Below are 24,348 nucleotides of genomic sequence, written 5' to 3' on the forward strand. Positions count from 1 at the left end.
GGTCGAGAACTCAGCGGGGCGCGGCCGGCGTGGCCACAGCGGGGGAAGTGGGGTGGCGCTTGCGCCATTGCTTGAGCACGGCGGTGCGCAGCGACAGCAGCAGCAACCAGCACAGGAAGCCGATGGCCAACCAACCGCTCAGCGTGAACACATCATTGAAGCCGCGTACGTTGGCTTCGCGGCGCGTCGTCTGCGCCAACTGCGCGCTGCCCTGCGCGCTGCGCAGCACCGGATCGGTGATCTGGGCGACGTACAGCTGCTGTTGGATGCGCAGGCGCTGTGCCACCACCGGGTCGGCCGGGTCGAGCTGGCTGGTCAGCGCGCTGGAATACAGCTGCTCGCGATGCAGCTGGAAGGTCCCCAGCACGGCCGAGCCGGCCAGGCCGCCCAGCGTCTGCGTGATCGACAGCGTCACCAGGAAGGTGATCATGTGGTCCACGCCCTGTTTCAGCGCGGCGGAAATGCCGAGCATGATCAACGGGCCCATGAACATGCCGGCACCGACCGAGGCCAGGAACTGGCTGGCGTAGAAGTCGTGCGGCCGATCCATGCTGGTGCGGTGCTGGTCGAAGAACGCGGCGGCGCCCAGCAGCAGGATCGCCATCAGCAGCTGCGGGATCAGCCGTTTGGGCCCGAAGGTCAGTGCAGTGCCGGCGATACCGGTGATCACGCCGGCAAGAATCACCACGAACAGCGGCCGCAACTGATCAGGGCCCATGCCGAGCGTGCGCATCAGGTTGACCACGCCGTAGGACTGCTCGGTGGTCAGGAAGCGGATCAGGAAGGCGCCGACGATGAAATGCAGTACGGGCAGGCTGGCCAGCCAGCGTGTCTGCAGCAGCGGATTGCGCCGGTAGTGCTCGATGACGAAGGCGGTGGTGGACAGCACGATCGAGGCGACTAGGGCCCAGCCCAGCCACGGCGTGTTGAGCCACCAGCGGGTGTAGCCCTGCGCCAGCACGATCACCAGCAGCGCGACGGCCGGTGCGAGCAGGGCAAAGGTGAGGAAGTCCAGCGGTTCGAAGGCCTTCACCTGGATGCCGGGCGGCAGCTTCAGCACCACCACTGCCGCGAACGCGCACAGTGCCAGCCCGGCTTCGAATGAGTAGAGCTGATGCCATTGGCCGGTATCGACCAGGCCTGGTGAAACGATCCAGGCGATCGGCACCGCCAGCTGCGAGAGGCCGACGCCGACCACCAGCAGGTTGCCGGTAAAGCGGCGCGGCAGCGCCTGCAGCATGTATAGCGTGCCCAGTGTCGAACAGGCCGCACCCGCGAAGCCGCTGGCGGCGCGGGTCAGCATCGTGGTCTCGAAGCTGCCGACGAACAGGTGCAGTACCGCCAGCGCTGCGTACAGGCCCAGCCCGATCTCGGCGAACAGGCGGATGCCGTACTGCTGGCGGAACTTGAAGGCCAACAGGTTGGCGGTGACATTCACCATGGCATAGGCCGCCACCAGCCAGCTGCCCTGGGTCGGGGTCAGTGCCAGCTGGCCTTGCAGGAACGGCAGGTTGGCGGTAACCAGCGCATTGCCGAGGCCGCCGGTGATCGCCACCAGCAGTGATACCAGCGCATAGGCCGCGCGCCGATACGGCGGGTGCCAGGGCATCGATGCCGAACCGGGCATGGTCGGCTTTTCGTGCTCCTCCCAATCCGGAACCGGCTTCAGATACGGCTGGACCATCAGCGAGCCTCGCTGGTTGCTCCCTGGAGACCCCCGCGCAGCAGCTGCAGGGCGCGCCCGGCCAACTGGGCGCGCTCGTCGCGGGTCTTGCCGCGCAGGGCCGCACCCAGCATGCCCGAGATCAGTGAAATATCCGTCTTTTCCAGGTCGGCACGGCACAGCCCGGCGGCCTTGGCGCGCGCGATCGGTTCCTCCAGCAGGTCGCGCACGGTCTCGCGCGCGGCGCGCATGGACGGCACGTCCGAATCGACCGCACGCCAGTAATCGGCCAATGCCGGCGAATCAATGATGCGCTGGGCCATGCCCTCGAACACCTCGAACAGGGCGTCGTCGCGGTCACCGAGCTGCTCGACCTGGCGCCGGATGCGGTCGACCGTGCGCTGCAGCAGCGCCTGGATCAGCGCGGTGCGGTCGGGGAAATTGCGGTACAGGGTGGCGCGGCCTACCTGGGCGCGTTCGACCACCAGGTCCAGCGGGGCGGTGACACCATGTTGGCCGAACACATGATCGGCGGCATCGAGGATGAGGGCACGGCGGGCAGCAGCATCGGCACGTTGGGCAGTCATGGAATTATTTTCGGACAAAAGTGTCCGATTGGCGAGACATTGGGTGACGGGATTGTCCGCTTGTTGTGGTACGCACATCTTTGTGACGGATGCGTGATGGAGTGGGTCGAAATGAAAACGGGGGCCCGAAGGCCCCCGCGGAATGGCGTGGGGGTCAGAGCCCTTTCCTTCGAAAAGGACTCCGACCCCCCCGTGCGCGATCAGAAGAACGCGCGGATGCCGAATGCGACACCACGGCCTGGCAGCGGCGAGTAGTCGCGCAGCAGCGAGGTATGCGGGCGCACTTCGCGGTTGGTCAGGTTGCTGCCATCCAGGAACACCTCGTAGCTGTTGCTGGCGTTGCGATCCCAGCGGTAGGCCAGGTGCGCGTCGACCAGGGTGTAGCCGTCGCTCGGGGCTTCGTTCTGGGCGACGTCCTTCTGGCGGCTGTAGCGGACCGCACCGACCGAAGCGCGCCAGCCGTCCTTCGACCAGCGCAGGTCGGCGCCGACGCGGGCCGGTGCGATACGCGGCAGATAGCCAGTGTTGGCCAGTTCCACCGTGTAGTTGTGGTTGTGGTCGCCATGCGGCACGGCGATGACCAGGTTGCGGCTGCCGCTGCCATCCAGCTTGGCCTTCACGTAGTCGCCGAACAGGCGCAGATCCCAGTCACCGGCGCCGCCCTCGAACAGGTGCACCAGCGCTTCGGCCTCGGCACCGCGGAACACCGCATCCTGCTGCGTCCAGGTGCGCACCGGCAGGCCCTCGGTGATGCCGGTGTCGGCCAGGTAGATGAAGTCCTTGAACCTGGTCTGGTAGACCGACGCGGAGAAGTCCAGGTGCTCGCTGTGGGTGTGGATACCCAGTTCCACGCGCTGGCCGCGCTCGGTCTTCAGGTTGGCGTCGCCGATTTCCAGCGAACGGGTGGCGATGTGCGCGCCGGCGGCATACAGCTCTTCGTTGGTCGGTGCTCGCTCGGAGCTGTCCACGCCGATGCGCAGGTCAACGGCATCGTTGAGCTTCCAGATGCCAGCGGCAGACAGGTTGGTGGCGCCGAACGTGCGGCGGCGGTAGTCACCGCTCGGGTCCAGCTTGACCTGATCGTGGCGGCCGCCCAGTTCCAGCTTGAACGGGCCGAACTGCTTTTCCTGCAGCACGAACAGGCCGATGTTCTTGGTGCCGGTATCCGGAACGAACGCCTCTTCGCCCTTGGCACCGAAATCACTGTTGCCGAACTGCAGGCCGAAGGCGCCGTCCCAGCCGCCGATCTGCTGCTGCACCGCTTCCAGGCGCGCTTCGATGCCGCGGTTGGTGAAGCGGGTCGACGGCGTACCGGCTTCCAGCTCCACGTGTTCGTAGTCGGTGTAGGCCACGCGTGCGTTGATGTTCTTCAGGAACGAGACCGGGTTGTAGATGCCGGCCTTGGTCTCGAAGCGGTTCTGCACCATGTCGATGCGCACGTCGTGCTCGTCGCCGCCTTCCTCTTCGTCGCCATGGTCGTGACCGTGGTCATGGCCATGATCGTCACCATCGGCGTGCACGTGCGCGCCATTGGGAATGCCGTAGTTGGTGCGGTAGGTACTGGCCGATACGCCGAAGTAGCCGCCGTCGCCCAGCCACGTTGCGCCGACGCCACCGGCGCGGGTGCGGATCGAGCTGTTGTCGAGGCGGCCGCGGCGCGGCTCTTCGCCTTCCTCGCCCGCATGATCATGATCGTGGTCGTCGTGGTGGTCTTCCAGGCTGTCGATCACCGCGTAGCCGGGAATGCGGTAGTCGTCGCCATTGCGGACCAGGCCATCCACATGGAGCACGACGTTGCCGCTGACGCCATCGAGGCGGAACATGCCGCTGCGCTCGTTGTTCACCGAATTGCCGCGCAGTTCGGCACGACCGCTGAGCGGCCGCTCAGGCAGCTCGCGCGCGATGCGCCCGTCGACCACATTGACCGCACCACCAATGGCGCCGCTGCCGAACAGCAGCGTGGCCGGGCCCTTCAGTACTTCGATCTGATCGGCCAGGAACGGTTCGATGCTGGTGGCGTGGTCGGCGCTGACCGTGGACGCATCCATGTTGCCCATGCCGTTGGACAGCACGGCCACGCGCGGGCCTTCCTGGCCACGGATGATCGGGCGGCCGACGCCGGGGCCGAAGAAGGTGCTCTGCACGCCGGGCAGCTTGGCCACGGTATCGCCGAGGGTGCCGGCCTTCTGCTCGTCCAGGCGTTCACCGGCCAGCACCTCCACCGGGCGCGCCAGGGATTCGGCATCACCCTGCAATGGCGACGCGGTGACCTGCACCGACGACAGCTCGGTCAGGTGGCGGTCACGATGGGCGGTGTCCTGGCCGGCTGCAAAGGCGACGGACGGCAGCAGGGCGGCGAGCGCCAGGGCCAGGGAATGCGGCTTGAGCCGAGGGGTGTGGGCGGGCATGGACGGGTCCTTTGTTACAATGTATCAATCGCGGGGCGCACGAATCCAGTCGATGGGACAGGGGGAGGGAAACCGTGCGGGTCGGAGAGGGATGTTATATTATTCCATAACGATTCGCCGACCCTGCTGGAAGTCATGTCCCTGTCCTCACGCCTGCGCCACCTGCTCGACCGTTTCGGCGCCACTGGTTCGATGCTGTGCGCGGTGCACTGCGCGGTGATCCCGGTGCTGCTGGCCGCAGCGCCTTCATTGGGTCTGTCGTTCTGGCTGAGCGACGGCGTGGAACAGGCGCTGGTGGTGTTCGTGACCCTGCTGGGGTTGTTCAGCCTGGTCTGGGGCTACCGCCGGCACGGTGCGCTGCGTGCGCTGGGCTTCCTGGTTCCCGGCCTGGTCGCATTGTGGGCCGGCGTGCTGTATGACCCGCTGCACCACAATGCGGTGCCGCACGCGGTGGTGATGACCATCGGTGGCCTGCTGGTGGGTGTGGCCCATCTGGTCAACCTGCGCCTCAACCACGGTCACGTGCACGACGCCAGCTGCGCGCACTAGGCGCTCCGTGATAGGATTTTCGATCGTGCGCGGGGGCGCCCAGCAAGGCGGCCCCGCCGAACCCGTGTCAGTACGGGGTAACCAGATTTCACATTTGAGGAGTTGAAGACATGGGTAAGGGTGACCGCAAGACCGCCAAGGGCAAGCGCTACAACGCCAGCTATGGCAACGCCCGTTCGCACACCGCCAGCAAGGTCGCCGTAGGCGCCGCCGCTCCGGTTGCCAAGAAGACCGTGGCCAAGGCTCCGGCGAAGAAGGCTGTGGCGAAGAAGGCCGTCGCCAAGGCCTGATCCGGTCGAGCGACCGGTTCAATGAAAAACGCGGCGCCTGGCGCCGCGTTTTTTTATGCCTGTCCGGTGAGCCGAGCGTGGGTTCGGCTCTACAACCGCATCAGCGCAGTGTCTTCTTCAGCGTTTCCGGATTGCCATCGTTCGGCGCGGCCGGTACCTGCAGCAGGTGGGCCAGCAGCGGATAGACATCGACGTTGTCGAAGCTATCGATCACCAGGCCCTGGCGGAACGACGGACCGCCGGCCACGAACACTGCGCGCATGGAAGGCAGTGCGTTGTCGTAGCCATGCGAACCTCGATCCTGCTTCGCACGCTTGGCGATCTTCTCCTGGTGCAGGGCATCCCAGCCTTCATCCATGACACAGACGATGGCCGGAACCCGCGGATGCGTGCCGTAGTGCCAGCGTGCCGGCAGGTTCTCCTTCTTCCAGCATTCGTAGTGCGCGTGGCGTCCGAGCAGGGCGCGTTCGGCTTCCGCTTCGCGGCCGGCGACCGGCGCAAAACCCACTGACTGGCCTTGGCTGATATTGCGTGCAATGGCCGGGTCGGCCATCGACTCGGTGGCGATCACGTTGCCGTCGGCGACGCTGGCCATGCCGTGGTCGGAGACGACGATCACGTTGGTGGTCTTGGCCAGATCGCGCTGCTGCAGCCCGTCGAGCACCTGGCCGACGATCTGGTCGGCGCGCACGATGGCGTCGGCGTACTGCTTCGACCCGGGGCCGTAGTTGTGGCCGGCCTTGTCCACGTGTTCCATGTACAGCGTGGTGAGGCGCGGTGCATCAGCATCGGTCTGTGCCAGCCAGTCGAGCACGATGCCGGCCCGCTGCTCCAGCGGTTCCTTGCCGTCGTATACGCGCCACTTGCTGGGGCGCACGCCGCGGATTTCAGACTCACTGCCCGGCCACGCCGTGGTGGCCGAACGTACGCCAGCGTTCTCGGCACTGACCCAGATCGGTTCGCCACCCCACCAGCCGCTGGTGGTGACTGCGTCGCGGTTGCTCAGTTCGAAACGGCCCAGGGTTGCATCGTCCATGCTGTTGTTGACGATGCCGTGGTGGTCCGGACGCAGGCCGGTGACGATGGTGTAGTGGTTGGGGAAGGTCAGTGACGGATAGGACGGCGTCATCCAGCGTGCACGCACGCCGCCGTCGATCAGTCGCTGCAGGTTCGGAGTGAGCCCACGGTCCAGCGCATCGGCGCGCAGGCCGTCGATGGAGATCAGCAGCAGCTTCGGAGGCGAAGCCGCAGCGGCGGAACCGGGAACGGAGGCGGAAGGGGCGGGCGCGGTGGTGCAGGCCGCCAATGGCAGCAGCAGCGCCAGCGCGCAGGTCAGGCGTACGGAAGTCATCCACGCATGATAAGCCCGCGCAATGACGCGCCCAAGACACGGCGCGCTATCGCGCGCCGTGTCCGCGCATTTTTCCTTATCCCCGCGCCTGTCGGCGCGCCCCATTCAAAAGGAAGGGGGGGCTTTTCTCCAGACATGTCCCTGATGATTCCATCCACGCATGGCGTGGATCTACCGTGTCGACCAAGGTCGACACCTACCAACAGTTGCGCACAATGACGTCCGGACAGATCGCCGGAACCTGTCGAAGGCTGGGTGGGTCCGGTTGCAGGGGCGTGAGCGCCATGGATGGCGCGACCGAGCTTACAGGGACGTACTTGCAGCGTCCCCTGCAACTGGACCCACCCTGCCTCCCCGCAGGAAGCCCGCTGTTGCTGTTGCTCTAGCCTCTGCGGGTGCCGGGCGCAGCCCGGCCAGCCCTCTCAGGCGAACAGCGGGGCCTGGCGTTGTTCCAGCCGCAGCAGTGCCGCTTTGGTTTCCAGCCCGCCGCCGAAACCGGTCAATGCGCCGTTGCTGCCGATCACGCGATGGCAGGGCAGGATGATCGGCAGCGGATTGCGCCCGTTGGCCGCGCCGACCGCGCGGGTCGCACTGGGCTGGCCGAGGTGCTGCGCCAGCTGCAGGTAACTCCAGGTCTGGCCGAACGGAATCAGTGCCAGCGCCTGCCATACGCGCAGCTGGAACGGCGTGCCACGTGGCGCCAGCACAAGGTCGAAGCTGTTGCGCTCGCCGTGCAGGAACTGCAGCAGCTGTTCGCGTGCTTCCGGCAGGGCATCCGGTGCGTAGTGCCAGTCGTCGCGTCCGCGTGCCGGATGGCGGTTTTCCGGGAACAGCACATGTGACAGGCCACGCTCATCACCGGCGATGGTCAGCACGCCGATGGGGCTGTCGAAGCGATCAAACAACAGGGTCATGTCGGTTCTCCAACGAACGTGCCGGACAGGTGCCACAGGTGCAGCACGGCGTAGGCGCGCCACGGGCGCCACGGTTGCGAGCGCGCTTCAGTTGCACGTTCGCTCAGGCGCTGGCCCTGTGCGTGGCCGAGCACCTGCTGCAGCACCAGGTCGCCGGCGGGGAAGGCATCGGGCTGGCCGAGCCCGCGCAGGGCGATGTACTGCGCGGTCCACGGGCCGATGCCGGGCAATGCCACGCAGCGCGCAACAAAGTCTTCCAGGGCCTGCCCGGGTCCGAAGTCGAGCTGGCCGCTGGCACATGCAGCGGCCAGCGCACGCACCGTGGCGGCGCGGCTGCGCGGCAGGCCGATCGATTCCAGCGGCGCCTCGGCCAGCACCTCGGGCGCTGGGAACTGGCGATCGAACTCGGACGGCATGCCCGGCAGATGCGCCCCATACGCATCCACCAGACGCCGCGCAAAGGTGGTGGCGGCGGCGACGCTGACCTGCTGGCCGAGCACGGCGCGTACGCCGACCTCGAAGCCATCCCAGCCGCCCGGAACGCGCAGCCCCGGGCGTTCGGCGATGCCGCGTGCCAGCAGCGGTTCCTCGCCCAGGGCGGCATGGACCTGTTGCAGGTCGGCGTCCAGATCGAACACACGACGCACACGGCGCACGATGTCGGGGATCAGGCGCGGGTCGACCGCACCCAGCTGCAGACGCAGTTCCGGGCGCTTCGGGTCGGCGGTGACGCGCAGCAGGGTGGGGCGCTCGGGTGTGCCGAGCACGCGCTGGTAGCTGTCTTCGCCGATCAGTTCGATTCCAGGCAGGCTGCGCTTGCGCAGGAAGGCCAGCATTCGCGGGAAGTCCAACGGTGGGCGGTACACGAGCCGCAGTACCAGACCGCCGTCATCGGCGGCCAGCGGCTGGTGCTGGCGACGCAGCGCCGTCGGTGCCATGCCGCAGCCCTGCAGGAAGGCGGTATTGAAGCGGCGCAGACTGTTGTAGCCGGCGGCCAGCGCAACATCGGTCACCGGCAGCGTGGTTTCGGTCAGCAGTTGCTTGGCCAGCAGCAGGCGGTGGGTGGCATGGATCTGTCCGGGTGTTGCGCCCAGATGTTCGACGAACAGGCGCTGCAGCTGGCGCGCGCTGAGGCCGATCTTCTGCGCGAGGTCTGCAACGGGCTGCTCCTGCAGGAAGCCGCCGTGGATGATGGCGAGGGCGCGCTGCACGGTCTGCCCGGCCAGTGCCTGCTGGGCCTGCGGTGCCAGTTCGGGGCGGCAGCGCAGGCACGGCCGGTAGCCGGCGGCGGCGGCTGCAGCGGCGGTCGGGTAGTAGGTGATGTTGCGTGGCTTCGGCGGCGGCGCCGGGCAGACGGGGCGGCAATAGATGCCGGTGCTGCGCACGGCGGTGAAGAAAACGCCGTCGAAGCGTGCGTCACGGGCCAGGCGGGCGCGGTCGCAGGCGGCGGTGTCGAGGGCGAGGGCGGTGTCCATGGCGCCAGTCTAGGCCTCTGGCGACGGCGATACTCGCCACATTCGGACATGGATGCTGAAGGGCGTCAGGCCGGGCTGCGCCCTGCCCCCGTGGTAGTGCCGGCCGCTGGCCGGCAACGGCAACAGCAGAAGCTGGTTTCCTGCGGCAGGGCGGGGTGGGTCCGGTTGCAGGGGACGCTGCAAGTACCCTTCCGGGGCCCGGCCCAGCCGCTGGCGGCTGTGCGTTCGGGCGCTTGCGAAGCAGTGCTTCGCAAGCAAAGCGCCCTCACCCATGTAAGCTCGATCGCGCCATCCATGGCGCTCACGCCCCTGCAACCGGACCCACCCCGCCTTCGACAGGTTCCTGCGACCTGTCGGGACGGCGTTCTGCGCGGCTGTTGGTAGGTGTCGACCTTGGTCGACACGCTTTTCCCAAGGGTCAGAAGGGGTTCAGTGCCGCGCGCTGAATGCGTGCCCCGGACGGGTAGACTGTGGCTCTTGCTCACGTGAAGACCGGTTGCCCGATGTCCGCCAAACTCCGCTGGTTGCCCCTGTTGTGCCTGGCCCTGGCGGGCTGCAGCCAGCTGGAGAATCCGGGCAATGTCACCGCCGCCGACAAGGCCGCGCGGGCGCCGGCCAGCGATGGTGAGAACATGGTGTCGATCAATGCCGCCGATGCACCACCACCGCCGGCGCCGCCGCGCAGCCGGGCGGATCGGCCGTGGCCGCAGGCGCAGTTGGAGAATGGCCGCGCCTGGGTCAGCTGCAGTACCGAGTACGCCGGTGAGGCGGGCGATGGCGTCGAGCTGGAGGGCCTGCAGCGCGAACAGATCACCCAGGCACTGGCGCCGTGCGCCGAGCGCGGCCTGATGCGTGTGCGTTACGCCGGCAAGATCAATCCGGGCTTCGCCGAGATGATGTGGCGACTGGCCGTGGTCGCTGACGAGCAGAAGATCCACAAGCGCATCCTCGACCTGGATTCCAGCGGCGGCCAGGTGGAATCGGCGATCGTCGCCGGCGACAGCATCGGTGAATCGGGCTGGACGATCTGGGTGCGCGAGGGCTCGATCTGCCACAGTGCCTGCGTGTTCGTGCTGGCCGCCGGTGACAACCGCCTGCTGTCGGGCAAGGTCGGCATCCATCGCATGATGCGGATCAGCTCCAAGGCCACCTCGCGCGCGGAACTCAATCGCGAGCTGCACGAGGTCTACGACAACGTGAAGGACTACCTGCAGCGCAACGGCGTGGCGGTGGGTGTGGCCGACCTGATGATGACCGTGCCCAACCGCAGCCTGCGCCTGCTTACGCAGGATGAGCTGCGCCAGTACGGCCTGGACGGCACCAACGCGGTGCAGGACGATCTGGAACGGATCAAGCAGATGCGGGCCTGTGGTGACGACTTCGTGCAACGCAAGGACGCGTTCCTGATTGCCTTCGACCAGCAGTGCAAGCGCGAAGGCGCCGACATGGAATCGATCAACAGCTGCGGCCAGGCACTGAAGCAGCGCTTCGGTTTCCCGGATGCGGTGTGCCCGGAAGAAAGCCCACTGTCGGAGATCGATGTGGCAACGCTGCCACCGGCACCGTCGGAGCCGCCGCCGGTGGCCGAACAGGCGCCAGTGAACACCGCCGCGCCCGCCGCGCAGGCTGATGCGGCAGCGGTGGAGGGCAACGCCCCGGCACGCTGACGGCATAGTCACCGCGCTGGCGTAGACTGCGGTTCTCTCCAGAAAACCGGCGGTGTCCATGAAGCGCGTGCTCCTGCTGCTGTCCCTGCTGCCCCTGACCGCATTGGCGCAGGCACCTGCGCCGGCCACGCCTGCACCGGCTCCGGCACGCCCGGCCCCGGCCTCGCCAGCGGCTGCGAAGCCAGCCACCGCCGGTGCCCCGGCGTTGACTGCTGCACAGCAGGCCCAGGTGCAGAAACAGGATGCCGAGATGGGCGCTGCTGCACTGAAAGCCGCGCAGCTGGTCGATGCCAACCGCGCCGGCGAACTGTGGGATGGCGCCTCCGCCGTCGCGCGCCGTGCAGTACCGAAGGCCGCATTCGTCAGCCAGCTGACCACCGAGCGCACGCGCCTGGGTGCGCTGGCCGGGCGTGGCCAGCCCACCATCACCCGGGTCAAGTACAGCGCAGGTGCCGCAGTGCCGGAAGGGCTGTACATCAACGTCAGTTTCCCGACCCGTTTCGCCAACAGCGCGCAGCCGGTGCGCGAGCTGGTCTCGTTCCGTTTCGACGAGGACCAGGTGTGGCGCCTGGCCGGTTACAGCCTGCGTGCGTCGGCACCCTGAGGAGATGAATGATGGCAACTGAATTGACGATGCTGGCCTGGTCGGTCCTGCTCGGCTTCGTTTACATCTTCGCCACCTCCACCGTGGTCACCCGCGAGCGCGGGATGAAGTGGAATGCCTCGGCACGCGATGGCGACGCAAAGCCGGTCAGCGCGCTGGCCGGGCGCCTGCAGCGTGCGCAGGCCAATTTCCTGGAGACGTTCCCGTTCTTCGCCGCCGCCGCCATCGCGGTGGTCGTGGCCGATCGCGGCAACGACACCACTGCACTGGCGGCGCAGGCCTACTTCTGGGCGCGTGTGGTCTATCTGCCCCTGTACGCCGCAGGCGTGCCCTACGTGCGCAGCCTGGTGTGGCTGGTGTCGCTGCTGTCGATCCTGGCGCTGGTGTTCGCACTTCTGTAAGTCGGCCTGATCCAGATCAAGGCCGCTCAGGTGCGCGGCGCTATGCTGGCGCGGACTGAATCAACGGCAGGAGGCGCGCATGCGCAGGATGGACGTGGTGGTGGTCGGCGCCGGACCGGCAGGTCTGTGCTTCGCGCGCGCGCTGGCCGGCAGCGGGCTGCAGGTCGGGCTGGTCGAAGTGCAGCCGCGCCAGGCCCTGGCCGAGGCCGCCTTCGATGGCAGGGAGATCGCGTTGACCCATGCCTCGCGGCAGAGCATGGAGCAACTGGGTCTGTGGCAGCGCCTGCCGCAGGCCGAAGTCGCTGAACTGCGCGATGCCAAGGTGATGAACGGCGGCTCGCCGTTCGCGCTGACCTTCGCCAGCAGCCAGGTCGACGGCCAGCCGCTGGGCTGGCTGGTACCCAACCATCTGATCCGCCGTGCCGCATGGGATGCGGTGCAGGGCCAGGACGGCGTGGAACTGTTCGACGGGCGCAAGGTGCAAGGCGTGCAAGCCGATGCACAGGGCCATGTGGTCAAACTCGATGACGGCAGCCAACTGCATGCGCGGCTGCTGGCGGCCGCTGACAGCCGCTTCTCCGCCACCCGCCGCATGCTCGGCATCGGTGCGCAGATGCGCGACTTCGGCAAGTCGATGCTGGTGTGCCGCATGCAGGTCGAGCGCGACCATCGCCACACTGCCTGGGAATGGTTCGGCTACGGCCGCACGATGGCGCTGCTGCCGCTCAACGAGGGCCAGGCCTCGGCGGTGATCACGCTGCCGCCGCGGCAGATCGACGCGCTGCTGGCGATGGACGAGGTGGCCTTCGGCGAGGCCATCAGTGCTTGCTTCGAACATCGGCTGGGTCGGATGCAGCCGGTGGCCACGCCGCAGGCGTATCCGCTGGTAGGTGTGTACGCGCACCGTTTTGTTGGCGAGCGTTCGGCGCTGATCGGCGATGCCGCCGTCGGCATGCACCCGGTCACCGCGCATGGCTTCAACCTGGGCCTGGCCAGCGCACAGCGGCTGGCGCAGGGCATCGTCGCGCAGCAGCGTCGCGGTGCCGACATTGCCGCCGCCGGCATGCTGGCCAGCTACCAACGGGGTCACCGGCTGGCGTCGCGGCCGCTGTACGAGGCCACCAATGCGATCGCCAGCCTGTACACCGACGATCGCCGCCCGGCGCGACTGCTGCGGGCGGCCGGCCTGCGCCTGGCGCAGGGCGTGGCACCGTTCAGGCAGCTGATTGCCTCGCACCTGACCCAGCGCGTAGCCTGAACAGCCTCACATCAGCCGGCGGCCAGCACCCGGATCTGGCTGTCGGCGAACTCGACCACCTGGCCTGCGCGGATCTTGCAGGCCTTGCGCAGTTCGACTTCGCCATCGACCCGCACCTGGCCGTCACTGATGACCATCTTGGCCTCGCCGCCACTGGTGACCAGGTCGGCCAGCTTGAGCAGCTGCTTGAGTTCGACGTAGTCACCGTCGAGGTCGAATTCGAGAATCTGCATGGAGCGGGGTTCCTGGGAAGAGGGGCGCAGGCCAGCGGCCGGGCCGGGAAGAGGGCGCGTATTGTGCGCCAGCACGGGGCATGACGGCACGCGCACGGAAAGCTGTACGCCTCGTTCAGCATCAATGCGGTATCATCCCGCTCTGAGCGAGTGAAATCTCCTCCGACCGAGCAGCGCCAGGGCACGCGATAAGAAGGGCGCCCAAAGCGCGGACCATCCCTTTTTTATCGCACTGCCAGGAAGACGGCAGTGCCTTCGGAGTTCCCCATGTCCCAAGATTCCCAAGCGCCGCTGCAGTTCGCGCAGCTCGGCCTGTCCGAGCCCGTGATGCAGGCGGTCACCGCCATCGGCTACGAAACCCCGTCGCCGATCCAGGCCGCCACCATCCCGGCGATGCTGGAAGGCCGCGACGTGCTGGGCCAGGCCCAGACCGGTACCGGCAAGACCGCCGCGTTCGCGCTGCCGGTACTGTCCAACATCGACCTGCAGCAGATCAAGCCGCAGGCCCTGATCCTGGCGCCGACCCGCGAACTGGCCATCCAGGTCGCCGAGGCGTTCCAGTCCTACTCGTCCAAGATCCCGGGCTTCCGCGTGCTGCCGGTGTACGGCGGCCAGCCTTACGGGCAGCAGCTGTCGGCGCTGCGCCGTGGCGTGCATATCGTGGTCGGTACCCCCGGTCGCGTGATCGACCACCTCGACCGCAGCACTCTGGACCTGTCCGAGCTGAAGACCCTGGTGCTGGACGAAGCCGATGAAATGCTGCGCATGGGCTTCATCGACGACGTCGAAGCGGTGCTGAAGAAGCTGCCGGAGCAGCGCCAGGTGGCCCTGTTCTCGGCCACCATGCCGCCGCAGATCCGCCGCATCGCGCAGACCTACCTGCAGGACCCGGTGGAAGTGACCATCGCGGCCAAGACCACCACCTCGGCCAACATCCGCCAGCGTTACTGGTGGGTGAGCGGCATGCACAAGCTGGATGCGCTGACCCGCATCCTGGAAGTCGAGCCGTTCGACGCGATGATCATCTTCGCGCGCACCAAGGCCGGCACCGAAGAACTGGCCAGCAAGCTGCAGGCCCGTGGCCTGGCCGCTGCCGCCATCAACGGCGACATGCAGCAGGCCCAGCGTGAGCGCACCATCGCCATGCTGAAGGAAGGCAAGCTGGACATCCTGGTTGCCACCGACGTGGCTGCGCGCGGCCTGGACGTGGAGCGCATCAGCCACGTGCTGAACTACGACATTCCGTACGACACCGAAAGCTACGTGCACCGCATCGGCCGTACCGGCCGTGCCGGCCGCAGCGGCGAGGCGATCCTGTTCGCCACCCCGCGCGAGAAGGGCATGCTGCGCCAGATCGAGCGCGCCACCCGCCAGCCGATCGAAGAGATGCAGCTGCCGAGCGTGGAAGCGGTCAACGACACCCGCATCAACAAGTTCACCTCGCGCATCAGCGAAACCCTCGGTGCCGGCGGCCTGGACTTCTACCGCCAGCTGCTGGAGCGCTTCGAGAACGAGCAGAACGTGCCGGCCATCGAGATCGCCGCCGCGCTGGCCAAGATGCTGCAGGGTGACACCCCGTTCCTGCTGCAGCCGCCGGTGCGTGCCCCGCGTGAAGAGCGCGCCCCGCGCGAGCGTTTCGACCGTGGCGACCGTCCGGAGCGTGGCGATCGCTTCGACCGCAACGAGCGTGGTCCGCGCTTCGAGCGTGGCCCGCGTCGCGACGACGCCGAAGGTGGTTTCGAGCAGCGTCCGCGCCGTGAGGTTCCGCCGCGTGGAGCACCGGAGCAGGGTATGGAGACCTACCGCATTTCGGTGGGCCACCAGCATGGCGTGAAGCCGGCCAACATCGTCGGCGCCATCGCCAACGAAGCGGGCCTGGAAAGCCGCTTCATCGGCCGCATCGACATCCACGACGACTTCTCGCTGCTGGACCTGCCGGCACAGATGCCGCCGGACGTGCTGTCGCACCTGCAGAAGGTGTGGGTGTCCGGCCAGCAGCTGCAGATGCGTGCGCTGGCTCCGGGTGAAGACACCAGCCCGGCCCCGCGTCCGTTCAAGCCGCGCTTCGACAAGCGTGGCCCGGGCGGCCCGGGTGGTCCGCGTCGTGGTGGCCCGGGTGGCCCGGGTGGCCATGGTGGCGACCGCGGCGGTGACCGCGACAGCCGGCCGCCGCGTCGTGACGGCTTCAAGCCGCGCGGCCCGCGCAGCTTCTAAGCCTCACCCGCAGCCGTCCATAACAACGCCAGCCCCCGGGCTGGCGTACAGGAAAGGGGACGGAGGGGATTAAGTCGTAAATGGCAGGCCATGCGCTTATGCCGAAAACGACTTAATCCCCTCCGTCCCCTTTTTCGCATGGCCCACACATTGCCGGTCATAGGCTGGGCCGGTTCCAAGGCAGGTTGTCACCGCAGCACATTCGGGGGGATCCGGGATGGGTAGAAGTGGCACGGACCAGCAGAGCCGGCGGGTGCCGATGACCCGTGGGCTGGGATTGCGCTTTGCGTTGTTGACGGGCATGGCGATCGGGTTGGTCGCGTTGTCCGCGTTGATCCAGGAACTGCAGGCAGCCTCGACGGCCTGGATTGCCGGCCAGGGGTACTGGTCACGAGGGCAGCAGGATGCAACCGCTGCGCTGAGCCGCTACCTGGCGCGTGGCCATGCCCAGGACCTGGATGACGCGCGCCAGGCGCTGCGGATTCCATTGGGCGATCTGCAGGCCCGGCTGGCGCTGGAACAGGCGGTACCGGACGAGGAGAAGGCCAGGCAGGGCTTCCTGCAGGGTGGCAACGCGCGCGCCGATATCCCACGCCTGGTGTTCTCGTTCCGCTATGCACGCGACATCGGTGCATTCCGGGAAGCAACCACGCTGTGGCGACAGACCGACGATGATCTGTTGGCCGTGCAGCGGCTGGTTGCCGAGCTGCGGTCGGGGCACGCCCAAGGCGTGCTGCCAGCGGCGGACCGCGATCGGTACCTGCAACAACTGCGTGATCTGGACCGGCGGCTGCAGGTGCAGGCGCAGGCATTTTCGCAAGCGTTGCTGCGCATGGCCACGATGGTACGGATCGCCACGCTTGTGGTCGGCGGGTTGTCGGTGCTGGCGATCAGCCTGATGGCGGTGGCCCTCGCGCGCCGCGTCGGCAAGGACCTGACCGAGCATGAAAGCCGCTTCCGTGCGGCCTTCTACCAGGCCAATGTCGGCATGCTCAAGCTCGACACCGACGGCAAGGTGATCGAAGCCAACCAGGCGATGGCCGACATCCTCGACTACCGACGCGACGTGCTGCTGCAGATGTCGCTCGGCGATCTGTTGATGGAAGGCGAACTGGTCATCGATGGCGTCGGCCGCATCGACTGGGACCGGCAGCTGCGGCCGAGTGAACTGCGCTTCTGCCGCCGCGATGGCAGCCTGGTGTGGGGGCGCTGGAGTGGCACCGGCGTGCGCAGCGCGGGAGGCGGCCTGTCGGTGTTTGCGATCATCGAGGATGTCAGCCAGAACCATGCATTGGCACGTGAGATCGAGCATCACGCCAGCCACGATCCGCTGACCGGCCTGATCAACCGCCGCGAGATCGAGCGGCTGCTGGAGCGTGCGCTGCTGCAGGTACGCAGTGATGGCGGTACGCATGCGCTGTGCTACATCAACCTGGACCACTTCAAGCTGGTCAACGACAGCTTCGGCCATGCCGCCGGTGACCAGATGCTGCGCAGTTTCGCCGACTATCTGGTGGCGGCCGTGCGTGACGGTGACTGGGTCGGCCGCCTGGGCGCCGACGAGTTCGCCGTGTTCCTCGCCCATGCCGGGCAGGACGAAGCCAAGCGGGTGCTGCAGCGGGTGATCCGCAACCTGGGCCAGGCCACGTTTCCGATCAGCGAGGGCAGCCCGCAGCTGAGCTGCAGCATCGGCGTGGTCGAGGTCAGTGCAGATGCGCCGGACGTGAACTGGTTGATGAGTGCCGCCGACAGCGCCTGCTATGCCGCCAAGCAGGCCGGGCGCAACCGCGTGCACTGCTTCAATGAGAACCGCATGGCGCTGGAGGAGCGGCGGCAGGAGGCCGAGCGCCTGCAGGGCGTCAGCCTGGCGATGGCCGAGAATCGCATGCTGCTGTATGCACAGCGCATCGCCCGCGTGGGCGATCCGTCCTACCTGCACTACGAGGTGCTGGTGCGCATGCGTGGTACCGATGGCAGCCTGCATCTGCCCGGCCAGTTCATGCCGGCGGTGGAGCGCTATGGCATGGCAGTGGCGCTGGACCGGCACGTGCTCGGGCTGCTGTTCCGCCACCTGCAGGTGTGCCCGGCGCACGTGCGACAGCTGGGCCTGTGCAACGTCAACGTGTCCGCGCAGTCGATCGCCGAGCCGGGATTCCTCGCCTTCGTCTGCGACCTGCTCGAGCGCAACCGCGCGCTGGCCTCCAAGTTGTGCTTCGAGATCACCGAGACCGCGGCGATCAGCAACCTCAGCCAGGCCCGCGCCTTCATCGATGCGGTGAAGGCACGGGGGTGCCGGATGGCGCTGGATGACTTCGGCTCCGGCCTGTCTTCCTTCGGCTACCTGCGCCAGTTGCCGGCGGACATCCTGAAGATCGACGGCGCCTTCGTGCGCGACATGGATACCGACCCGGTCAGCCACGCCACGGTGCGCGCGATCAGCGAGCTCGGGCGCGAGCTGCAGATGGAAGTGGTGGCCGAGTGGGTGGAGACCGCCGAGGTTGCCGGTGCGCTGACCCGGCTTGGCGTGCAGGGGCTGCAGGGCTATGCCATCGAACGGCCGCAGCCGCTGGAGCGGCTGACCCTGGTCGATCTGCGCCCGGTACGGCTGGTCGCGGTGAAGGGGCCGCCGGCGGCTGGCTGAACCGCGGGCGCCGACTTTGGTCTACACATGCGTGGCGTGCCCGGCTGCGATAATGCGCGCCAGGGGCGGCGCGCAGTGGGCGCGGACGTAAGCAGGAACAGGACGTGGCGTGGGCGGCAGGCAGTGGCGGTATGGAACAGGAGCGGTGCTGGCCGTCCTGATGGTGTGGTTGGCGTTGCCGTGGCCGCTTCAGGCTGCAGAGGCCGTGTCGGGCCATGATTATCTCCTGGTCGGCGGCGCTACCGACGAGCCGACGCCGCACCGCGCATGCACGCCGCAGATGCTGTCCGGCGCCCGCCAGCAGGTGCTGGTACCGGCTCCGCCGCAGGGCTGGTCAGGGCAACCGCAGGCGCTGGACGTGTTCAACGTCTTTGCCGGTGAAGTGCGCGTCCAGCATGGCGACCGCGAGATCTGCGGCAACATGCACGACGCGCGCACCCGCGATTCACGTTTCCGGGCTGGCATCGGCCTGGTAGCGGTACCGCCGGCCGGCAGCCATGAGCCGTTCCTGGTCTCCTGGCAGACACCGCTGAAGGCACGTTGGGTACCGACCCTGCGGCTGGGCGCGCCCAGCCCGGTGCAGCAGAACGACACCGCCCGCCTGCTGGTGCGCGCGGCCTGCATCGCGGTGGCGATCGCGCTGGCGCTGTCGGCGTTGATGGCCTTCCTGACCACCCGGGACCGCAGTTTCCTGGTCTACATCGCCGGCACCACCGTGATGGTGCTGTGGCAGGCCATCCTCGGCGGGCTGAGCGGCTATCCGGAACCCTGGCTGCCGGTGGGCGAGCACGGCGCCTGGTGGCTGCTGGCGCTGACCGCTGCGACCCAGGCACTGGTGCTGCCGGCGCTGTGGCGGCTGAACGGAGGCGACCGCGTGCTGCCTCGATCGCGCCCGGCCCAACTGGCGGTGTTGTGGACCCTGATGGCGCTGGCCGTGCTGGTGCCGTGGCTGCGCTGGGAGCATCTGGCCTGGGTCGCGAAGGGCTTGCAGGTGTCCTATCTGTCCGGATGTGGCCTGGCACTGATGGTCGGCGTCTGGGCACGCTGGCGCGGCGACCGTTGGGCACAGGCGGGTCTGGCCGCGCTGGCACCGATGCTGGTACTGATCATCGCCGATGCCTGTGGTGCGGCGTGGCTGCTGGAATACCGGGTGGAGGCGCTGCAGCTGGCGGTGACCTGGCTGTTGATGATGGCCGCGTATGCGTTGAACCAGCGGCTGGGCCGGCTGCGCCAGCAGCGTGATGAACTTCGCCAGCTGGCCGAGACCGATGGCCTGACCGGGCTGCCCAACCGTCGCGCCGGACTGCAGCAGCTGGCCCGCCATCTGGAACGGGTGGACCGTGAGCGCGGCCCGTTGGTGATCGGCTTCCTCGACATCGACCTGTTCAAGGACATCAACGACCGCCACGGCCACGCAGTGGGCGACCAGGTGCTGGTGGCGGTGGCGCGTGCCCTGCGCGCGGCGGTACGCAGCCAGGACGAAGTGGTGCGGATGGGCGGCGAAGAGTTCCTGCTGCTGATGCCCGGCATGCCGCGCGAGGCGGCGTCGGCGCGGCTGGACCGCCTGCGCCAGCGCATCACCGAGGCTGGCCAGGCCCTGCAGGTGCCGGGGCTGGAGGTGACCGCCAGCATCGGCCTGGCGCAGTGGCGACCGGGCGAGGACGATCTGGCCGGGCTGCTGCGGCGCGCCGACCATGCCATGTACGTGGCAAAGCGGGCGGGCCGCGACCGGGTCTTCGACGGTGAGGAGCTCGATCCGCCCGCCCTGGCGTGAAGCGCAGCGGGCGGCGATGCCGGATAATGGGCCGATGACCACCCGACTCAACAAACATATCGCCGACACCGGCTTCTGCTCCCGCCGCGAGGCCGATCGCCTGATCGCCGCGCGCCGCGTTACCGTCAACGGCCATCCGGCCGGTACCGGCGCGGTGGTGGGCGAGGAAGACCAGGTGCTGGTCGACGGCCAGCCGCTGCGCGCCCGCGTGGCACGCAAGCCCGGCGCCCGCCGCCACGTCTACATCGCATTGAACAAGCCGGTAGGCGTCACCTGCACGACCGAAACTTCGGTCAAGGGCAACATCGTCGACTTCGTCGGCCACGAACAGCGCATCTTCCCGATCGGCCGCCTGGACAAGGAATCCGAGGGGTTGATCCTGATGACCAGCAACGGCGACATCGTCAACCAGATCCTGCGCGCCGAAAACGGCCACCAGAAGGAATATCTGGTGGCGGTGAACAAGCCGGTCACCGATGAGTTCCTGCGCGGCATGGCGCGCGGCGTGCGCATCCACGACCAGATGACGCTGCCGTGCAAGACCTCGCGCATCGCCAAGTTCGGCTTCCGTATCACCCTGCAGCAGGGCCTGAACCGGCAGATCCGCCTGATGGCCGCCGAATTCGGCTATCGCGTGACCCAGCTGCGCCGCGTGCGCATCGACAACATCAAGATCGGCGCGCTGAAGCCGGGCCAGTGGCGCAACCTGACCGAGCAGGAACTGCAGGGCCTGCTGCCGAAGCAGCTGGACTGGTAACGCGCGGTAGTGCCGGCCGCTGGCCGGCTGCTCCAGGCATCGAGAGAGCGCGGGATGCCGGCCAGCGGCCGGCACTACCCGTTGTGCGGTTTACGCGCCGGCATCAGCTAGACTTTGCAGTGACCTGCCGGAACGTGACGCTGCATGATCAAGCCCGACAAGCCTGCCAACGAAGCCCTTCGGCTCCAGGCGCTGTACCGCTACCGGATCCTTGATTCGCAGCGCGAGAAGTCATTCGACGACCTGGTGGCGATCGCCAAGGCGGTCTGCGGTACCTCGATGGCGGCGGTGACCCTGATTGACGTCGAACGGCAATGGTTCAAGTCGATCCAGGGCATCGACGCGGCGGAAAACCTGCGCAGCGAATCGATGTGTGGCCACGCCATCCTGCAGCCGCACCAAATCATGGTGGTCGAGGATGCGTTGCAGGACATCCGCTTCCACGACAACCCGGTGGTGACCGGCGACCCGCACATCCGCTTCTACGCCGGTGCGCCGCTGATCAGTTCTGATGGCCTGCCGCTGGGTACGCTGTGCGTGTTCGATGCACAGCCGCAGCACCTGCCCAGCGACAAGGCCGAGGCGCTGGCCGCGCTGTCACGGCAGGTGATGCTGGTGATGGAGCTGCGTCGTTTCGCGCTCGACATCCAGAAGCACATGCTGGAACGCGATGACTACGAGCGCCTGCTGTCGGAGTACCAGGACGTGCTGCTGGCGCAGAATGCCGACCTGGCCGAACAGAGCCGCACCGATGCGCTGACCGGCCTGCCCAACCGCCGCGCGATGGCGGCGGCACTGGAAGAGGCGGTGGCGGAGATCGATGGGCAGCCGGGAGTAGCCTGCGTGGCCCTGCTGGACATCGATCATTTCAAGCACATCAATGACTTCCAGGGCCACGCCACCGGCGACCGGGTACTGGCTGAGCTGGGTGTGCTGCTGCGTTCGCATTTTGCCGGCCGTGGCATGGCCGCGCGCTATGGCGGGGAGGAGTTCGTGGCGGTGATGCCGGGCACTGATCTGCGCACGGCCGAACTGCAATGCGAGTTCCTGCGCCTGGCCGTGGCGGATCTGCCGCTGGGATTCCCGGTCACGATCAGCATTGGTGTGGCCCAGCACCAGCCCGGTGAAAGCGTGGATGAGATGCTGGCGCGCGCCGACAAGGCGCTGTACCGGGCCAAGGGCAACGGTCGCAACCGGGTGGAGCTGGCGGGCTGAAACACGGCGGTTCGCGCGCTGAACGCATGCGACGCGTGGATGATTCGATGCCGCTCCAGTAGATCCACGCCATGCGTGGATGCTCTTCCCGTTTCACTTGGCGTCGCAGCTCCTGCGATCAGAACCGGCCAGCATGACGTCCCTGTTTCCACGGACACCAGCCATGCTGCAGACCCTGGCCATCGCCCACTATCGCTCGCTGCACGGGCTGGTACTGCCGCTGCAGCCGTTGAACGTGGTCACCGGTGACAACGGCAGTGGCAAATCCAGCCTGTACCGCGCGCTGCGCCTGCTGGCGGAAACCGCCCAGGGCGGCGTCGCGGCGGTGCTGGCCCGCGAAGGCGGGCTTGGTTCGGCGCTGTGGGCCGGCCCCGAATCCATCGATCGCCGGGTTGCGGCCGGCGAGATCCCGCTGCAGGGCGGACCCCGGCAGGCGTCAGTGGGGCTGAAGCTGGGATTCACCACCGACGAGTTCGGCTATGCCATCGACCTGGGCTACCCGCCACCCAGCCGTTCCGCGTTTGCGCTGGATCCGCAGATCAAGGCGGAGGCGATCTGGGCCGGGCCGTTCCTGCGCAGCGCCAACCTGCTGGTCGATCGCCGTGGGGCAATGGTGCGGCAACGCCATGCGCACGGCTGGGATCTCGTGGATGACCGGTTGTCGCTGTTCGACAGCCTGTTCACCCAGGTCGGCGATCCGCAGCGCATGCCGGAAACCATCGCCCTGCGTGAGTACATCCGTCGCTGGCGCTTCTACGATCATTTCCGCAGCGACGCCGATGCCCCGGCGCGACAACCGGCGATGGCAACGCGCACGCCGGTGCTGCATCACGACGGACGGGATCTGGCGGCGGCCTGGGTGACCATTCTCGAGATCGGAGATCCGGTTGCGTTGGCACGCAGTGTCGATGATGCCTTCCCCGGCGCCACGGTCGGCTTCGAAGAGCTGGACGGTCGACTGGCCCTGCGATTCCACCAGCCCGGGCTGCTGCGGCCGTTGTCGATGGCCGAATTGTCTGACGGTACCCTGCGATTCCTGCTGCTGGCCGCGGCACTGCACACGCCGCGACCACCGCCGCTGCTGGTGCTGAACGAGCCGGAGACCAGCCTGCATCCGGACCTGCTGCCGGCGCTGGCGCGGCTGATCATCGCCGCCAGTGCGCGCAGCCAGGTGTGGGTGGTGTCACACGCCAGCCGGCTGATCGCGGCGTTGGAGCAGGCGCCGGGCTGCCACTCGCTGCATCTGCACAAGGAACAGGGCCGCACGCTGCTGAGCGGGCAGGGCCTGCTGGATGCGCCGGCCTGGCATTGGCCGCAGCGTTGACACATCGATCCGGATCCGGCAGATCTACGCCATGCGCGGATGCACTCAATCGGCGATGTTGCGTGCTTCGGCCGTGCCAAGGATTTCCGGGTGCTGCACCGGCTTGCGGCGGTTCAGCAGCGGATGCAGGAACACCGCGCCGACAATGATCGCCACGCCCAGGTAGAACCACGGGGTGACCTCGTGCTGCTCGCGCAGCAGCACCACCGCCAGCACCACCGCATAGACCGGCTCCAGGTTGGTCACCAACTGCACCGTATAGGCGCTCAGGTGGCGCAGCGCGACCAGGGCCAGGGCGAACGGCAGCAGCGTGCAGAACCCGGCCAGCACCAGCAGCAGGATGCCGTCGTGCAGATTCGGGACCACCCACAGCGGGCTGGCCAGTGCTGGCAGCAGGTAGGGCATCAGCGGTGCCAGCAGGGTCAGGGTGAGGGTGCCGGCACCCAGCTCCAGGGCGGTGACCGTGAGCGGATCGGCGTGGCTGACCATGCGCTTGTTGAGCGAGCCGAACACCGCCACCAGCAGCGCCGATATCGCGCCGATCAAGACACCCAGGCGCATGCCATCGGGCACGCCACCGACCACCAGCGCAACACCCGGCAGCACCGCCAGGCCGAACGCCAGTTCACGTAGCTGGAACGGCCGCTTGGCGACCCAGGGTTCGATGATCGAGGTGAACACCGGGGCCAGTGCAATGCAGGTGGCGGCCACCGAGGCATTGGCCAGTTTCACCGCGCCGTAGAAGGTCAGCCAGTGCAGGGCGACCAGCGCACCGATACCGGCGTAACCGGCCACCAGCCGCAGGGGCAGGGTGCGCAGCCCGCGCCAGACCCGCGGCAGCAGGGCCAGCATCGCCGTCACCAGCAGCATGCGCCACCACACCAGCGGCAATGCGGGCAGGGTGATCAGCTTGCCGAGGATGGCGGTGACGCCCCACAGCAGGACACAGAAGTGGATCTGCCACAGCGCTTTGCGGGTGTCGGGTGTGCTCATCCGCCTATTGTGAGGCAAGGCGAACGTCGC

20 protein-coding genes are annotated in these 24,348 nt (G+C 67.7%); 12 read left to right on the plus strand and 8 right to left on the minus strand.

From position 1 onward, the window contains the following. Nucleotides 1-10: 10 nt before the first annotated feature. The 3 genes from AC5P78_RS11220 to AC5P78_RS11230 form a co-directional block, all read right to left on the minus strand. Complete coding sequence (locus AC5P78_RS11220) at nt 11-1,684, minus strand: MFS transporter (protein ID WP_049407113.1); 1,674 nt, start codon at nt 1,682-1,684, stop codon at nt 11-13. Next, entirely contained in the window at nt 1,684-2,250 is a 567-nt protein-coding gene (locus AC5P78_RS11225) for a TetR/AcrR family transcriptional regulator (protein ID WP_005408692.1), read from the minus strand. Before AC5P78_RS11225 ends, AC5P78_RS11220 begins: the two co-directional genes overlap by 1 nt. Nucleotides 2,251-2,450: 200 nt before the next feature. Then, nucleotides 2,451-4,658 carry a TonB-dependent receptor gene (locus tag AC5P78_RS11230; RefSeq protein WP_099497555.1) on the minus strand — a complete coding sequence of 736 codons (2,208 nt, stop codon included), beginning with the start codon at nt 4,656-4,658 and terminating at the stop codon, nt 2,451-2,453. A 135-nt stretch (nt 4,659-4,793) separates the two neighbouring features. Between AC5P78_RS11230 and AC5P78_RS11235 the strand changes: the two genes are divergently transcribed. After that, entirely contained in the window at nt 4,794-5,207 is a 414-nt protein-coding gene (locus tag AC5P78_RS11235; protein WP_060380373.1) for a MerC domain-containing protein, read from the plus strand. A gap of 110 nt (nt 5,208-5,317) precedes the next feature. Then, nucleotides 5,318-5,497 carry a 30S ribosomal protein THX gene (locus AC5P78_RS11240; protein ID WP_004150462.1) on the plus strand — a complete coding sequence of 60 codons (180 nt, stop codon included), beginning with the start codon at nt 5,318-5,320 and terminating at the stop codon, nt 5,495-5,497. Nucleotides 5,498-5,597: 100 nt separating this feature from the next. Here AC5P78_RS11240 and AC5P78_RS11245 read toward each other — a convergent pair whose 3' ends face one another. The 3 genes from AC5P78_RS11245 to AC5P78_RS11255 form a co-directional block, all read right to left on the minus strand. After that, nucleotides 5,598-6,848, minus strand: coding sequence for an alkaline phosphatase family protein (locus tag AC5P78_RS11245; RefSeq protein ID WP_099481208.1), 1,251 nt, complete (start codon nt 6,846-6,848; stop codon nt 5,598-5,600). A gap of 422 nt (nt 6,849-7,270) precedes the next feature. Continuing rightward, nucleotides 7,271-7,762, minus strand: coding sequence for a methylated-DNA--[protein]-cysteine S-methyltransferase (locus AC5P78_RS11250; RefSeq protein ID WP_005408696.1), 492 nt, complete (start codon nt 7,760-7,762; stop codon nt 7,271-7,273). Further along, the gene (locus AC5P78_RS11255) at nt 7,759-9,237 is read right to left on the minus strand and encodes a DNA-3-methyladenine glycosylase 2 (protein ID WP_049395330.1); all 1,479 of its coding nucleotides are present in this window, start codon (nt 9,235-9,237) and stop codon (nt 7,759-7,761) included. Before AC5P78_RS11255 ends, AC5P78_RS11250 begins: the two co-directional genes overlap by 4 nt. Before the next feature lie 503 nt (nt 9,238-9,740). Between AC5P78_RS11255 and AC5P78_RS11260 the strand changes: the two genes are divergently transcribed. From AC5P78_RS11260 to ubiM, 4 genes are all read left to right on the plus strand, one after another. Beyond that, nucleotides 9,741-10,904, plus strand: a complete 1,164-nt coding sequence (locus AC5P78_RS11260; RefSeq protein ID WP_005408698.1) for a COG3904 family protein — start codon at nt 9,741-9,743, stop codon at nt 10,902-10,904. 58 nt (nt 10,905-10,962) lie between these two features. Beyond that, the gene (locus AC5P78_RS11265) at nt 10,963-11,508 is read left to right on the plus strand and encodes a DUF4019 domain-containing protein (protein WP_005408699.1); all 546 of its coding nucleotides are present in this window, start codon (nt 10,963-10,965) and stop codon (nt 11,506-11,508) included. An 11-nt stretch (nt 11,509-11,519) separates the two neighbouring features. Next, the gene (locus tag AC5P78_RS11270) at nt 11,520-11,909 is read left to right on the plus strand and encodes an MAPEG family protein (RefSeq protein WP_076739145.1); all 390 of its coding nucleotides are present in this window, start codon (nt 11,520-11,522) and stop codon (nt 11,907-11,909) included. Between the two features lie 79 nt (nt 11,910-11,988). After that, nucleotides 11,989-13,167, plus strand: coding sequence for a 5-demethoxyubiquinol-8 5-hydroxylase UbiM (ubiM, locus tag AC5P78_RS11275; RefSeq protein WP_099527831.1), 1,179 nt, complete (start codon nt 11,989-11,991; stop codon nt 13,165-13,167). Between the two features lie 11 nt (nt 13,168-13,178). On the opposite strand, the gene AC5P78_RS11280 is transcribed toward ubiM, so the two are convergent. Then, nucleotides 13,179-13,400, minus strand: a complete 222-nt coding sequence (locus AC5P78_RS11280; RefSeq protein WP_012479588.1) for an RNA-binding S4 domain-containing protein — start codon at nt 13,398-13,400, stop codon at nt 13,179-13,181. A 267-nt stretch (nt 13,401-13,667) separates the two neighbouring features. On the opposite strand from AC5P78_RS11280, the gene AC5P78_RS11285 reads away from it, so the two are divergent. From AC5P78_RS11285 to AC5P78_RS11310, 6 genes are all read left to right on the plus strand, one after another. Continuing rightward, a complete protein-coding gene (locus AC5P78_RS11285; RefSeq protein WP_099527832.1) occupies nt 13,668-15,614 on the plus strand; it encodes a DEAD/DEAH box helicase in 1,947 nt (648 codons plus the stop codon). Nucleotides 15,615-15,831: 217 nt separating this feature from the next. Beyond that, on the plus strand, nt 15,832-18,255 hold the full coding sequence (locus AC5P78_RS11290) for a putative bifunctional diguanylate cyclase/phosphodiesterase (RefSeq protein WP_060380978.1): 2,424 nt from the start codon (nt 15,832-15,834) through the stop codon (nt 18,253-18,255). Nucleotides 18,256-18,364: 109 nt separating this feature from the next. Beyond that, nucleotides 18,365-20,029 carry a sensor domain-containing diguanylate cyclase gene (locus tag AC5P78_RS11295; RefSeq protein WP_049459834.1) on the plus strand — a complete coding sequence of 555 codons (1,665 nt, stop codon included), beginning with the start codon at nt 18,365-18,367 and terminating at the stop codon, nt 20,027-20,029. Nucleotides 20,030-20,063: 34 nt separating this feature from the next. Further along, on the plus strand, nt 20,064-20,786 hold the full coding sequence (locus tag AC5P78_RS11300; RefSeq protein ID WP_005408708.1) for a pseudouridine synthase: 723 nt from the start codon (nt 20,064-20,066) through the stop codon (nt 20,784-20,786). Between the two features lie 144 nt (nt 20,787-20,930). Further along, nucleotides 20,931-22,001, plus strand: coding sequence for a sensor domain-containing diguanylate cyclase (locus AC5P78_RS11305; RefSeq protein ID WP_012479591.1), 1,071 nt, complete (start codon nt 20,931-20,933; stop codon nt 21,999-22,001). Between the two features lie 163 nt (nt 22,002-22,164). Next, nucleotides 22,165-23,325, plus strand: coding sequence for an AAA family ATPase (locus AC5P78_RS11310; protein WP_024956273.1), 1,161 nt, complete (start codon nt 22,165-22,167; stop codon nt 23,323-23,325). 45 nt (nt 23,326-23,370) lie between these two features. Here the strand turns inward: AC5P78_RS11310 and AC5P78_RS11315 are convergent, their stop codons facing one another. After that, nucleotides 23,371-24,318 (minus strand): DMT family transporter, encoded by a 948-nt coding sequence (locus AC5P78_RS11315; protein WP_012479593.1) that lies wholly within the window; start codon nt 24,316-24,318, stop codon nt 23,371-23,373. Nucleotides 24,319-24,348 lie beyond the last annotated feature (30 nt).

It is taken from the genome of Stenotrophomonas sp. YJH_SMC_133 (genome assembly GCF_059370655.1).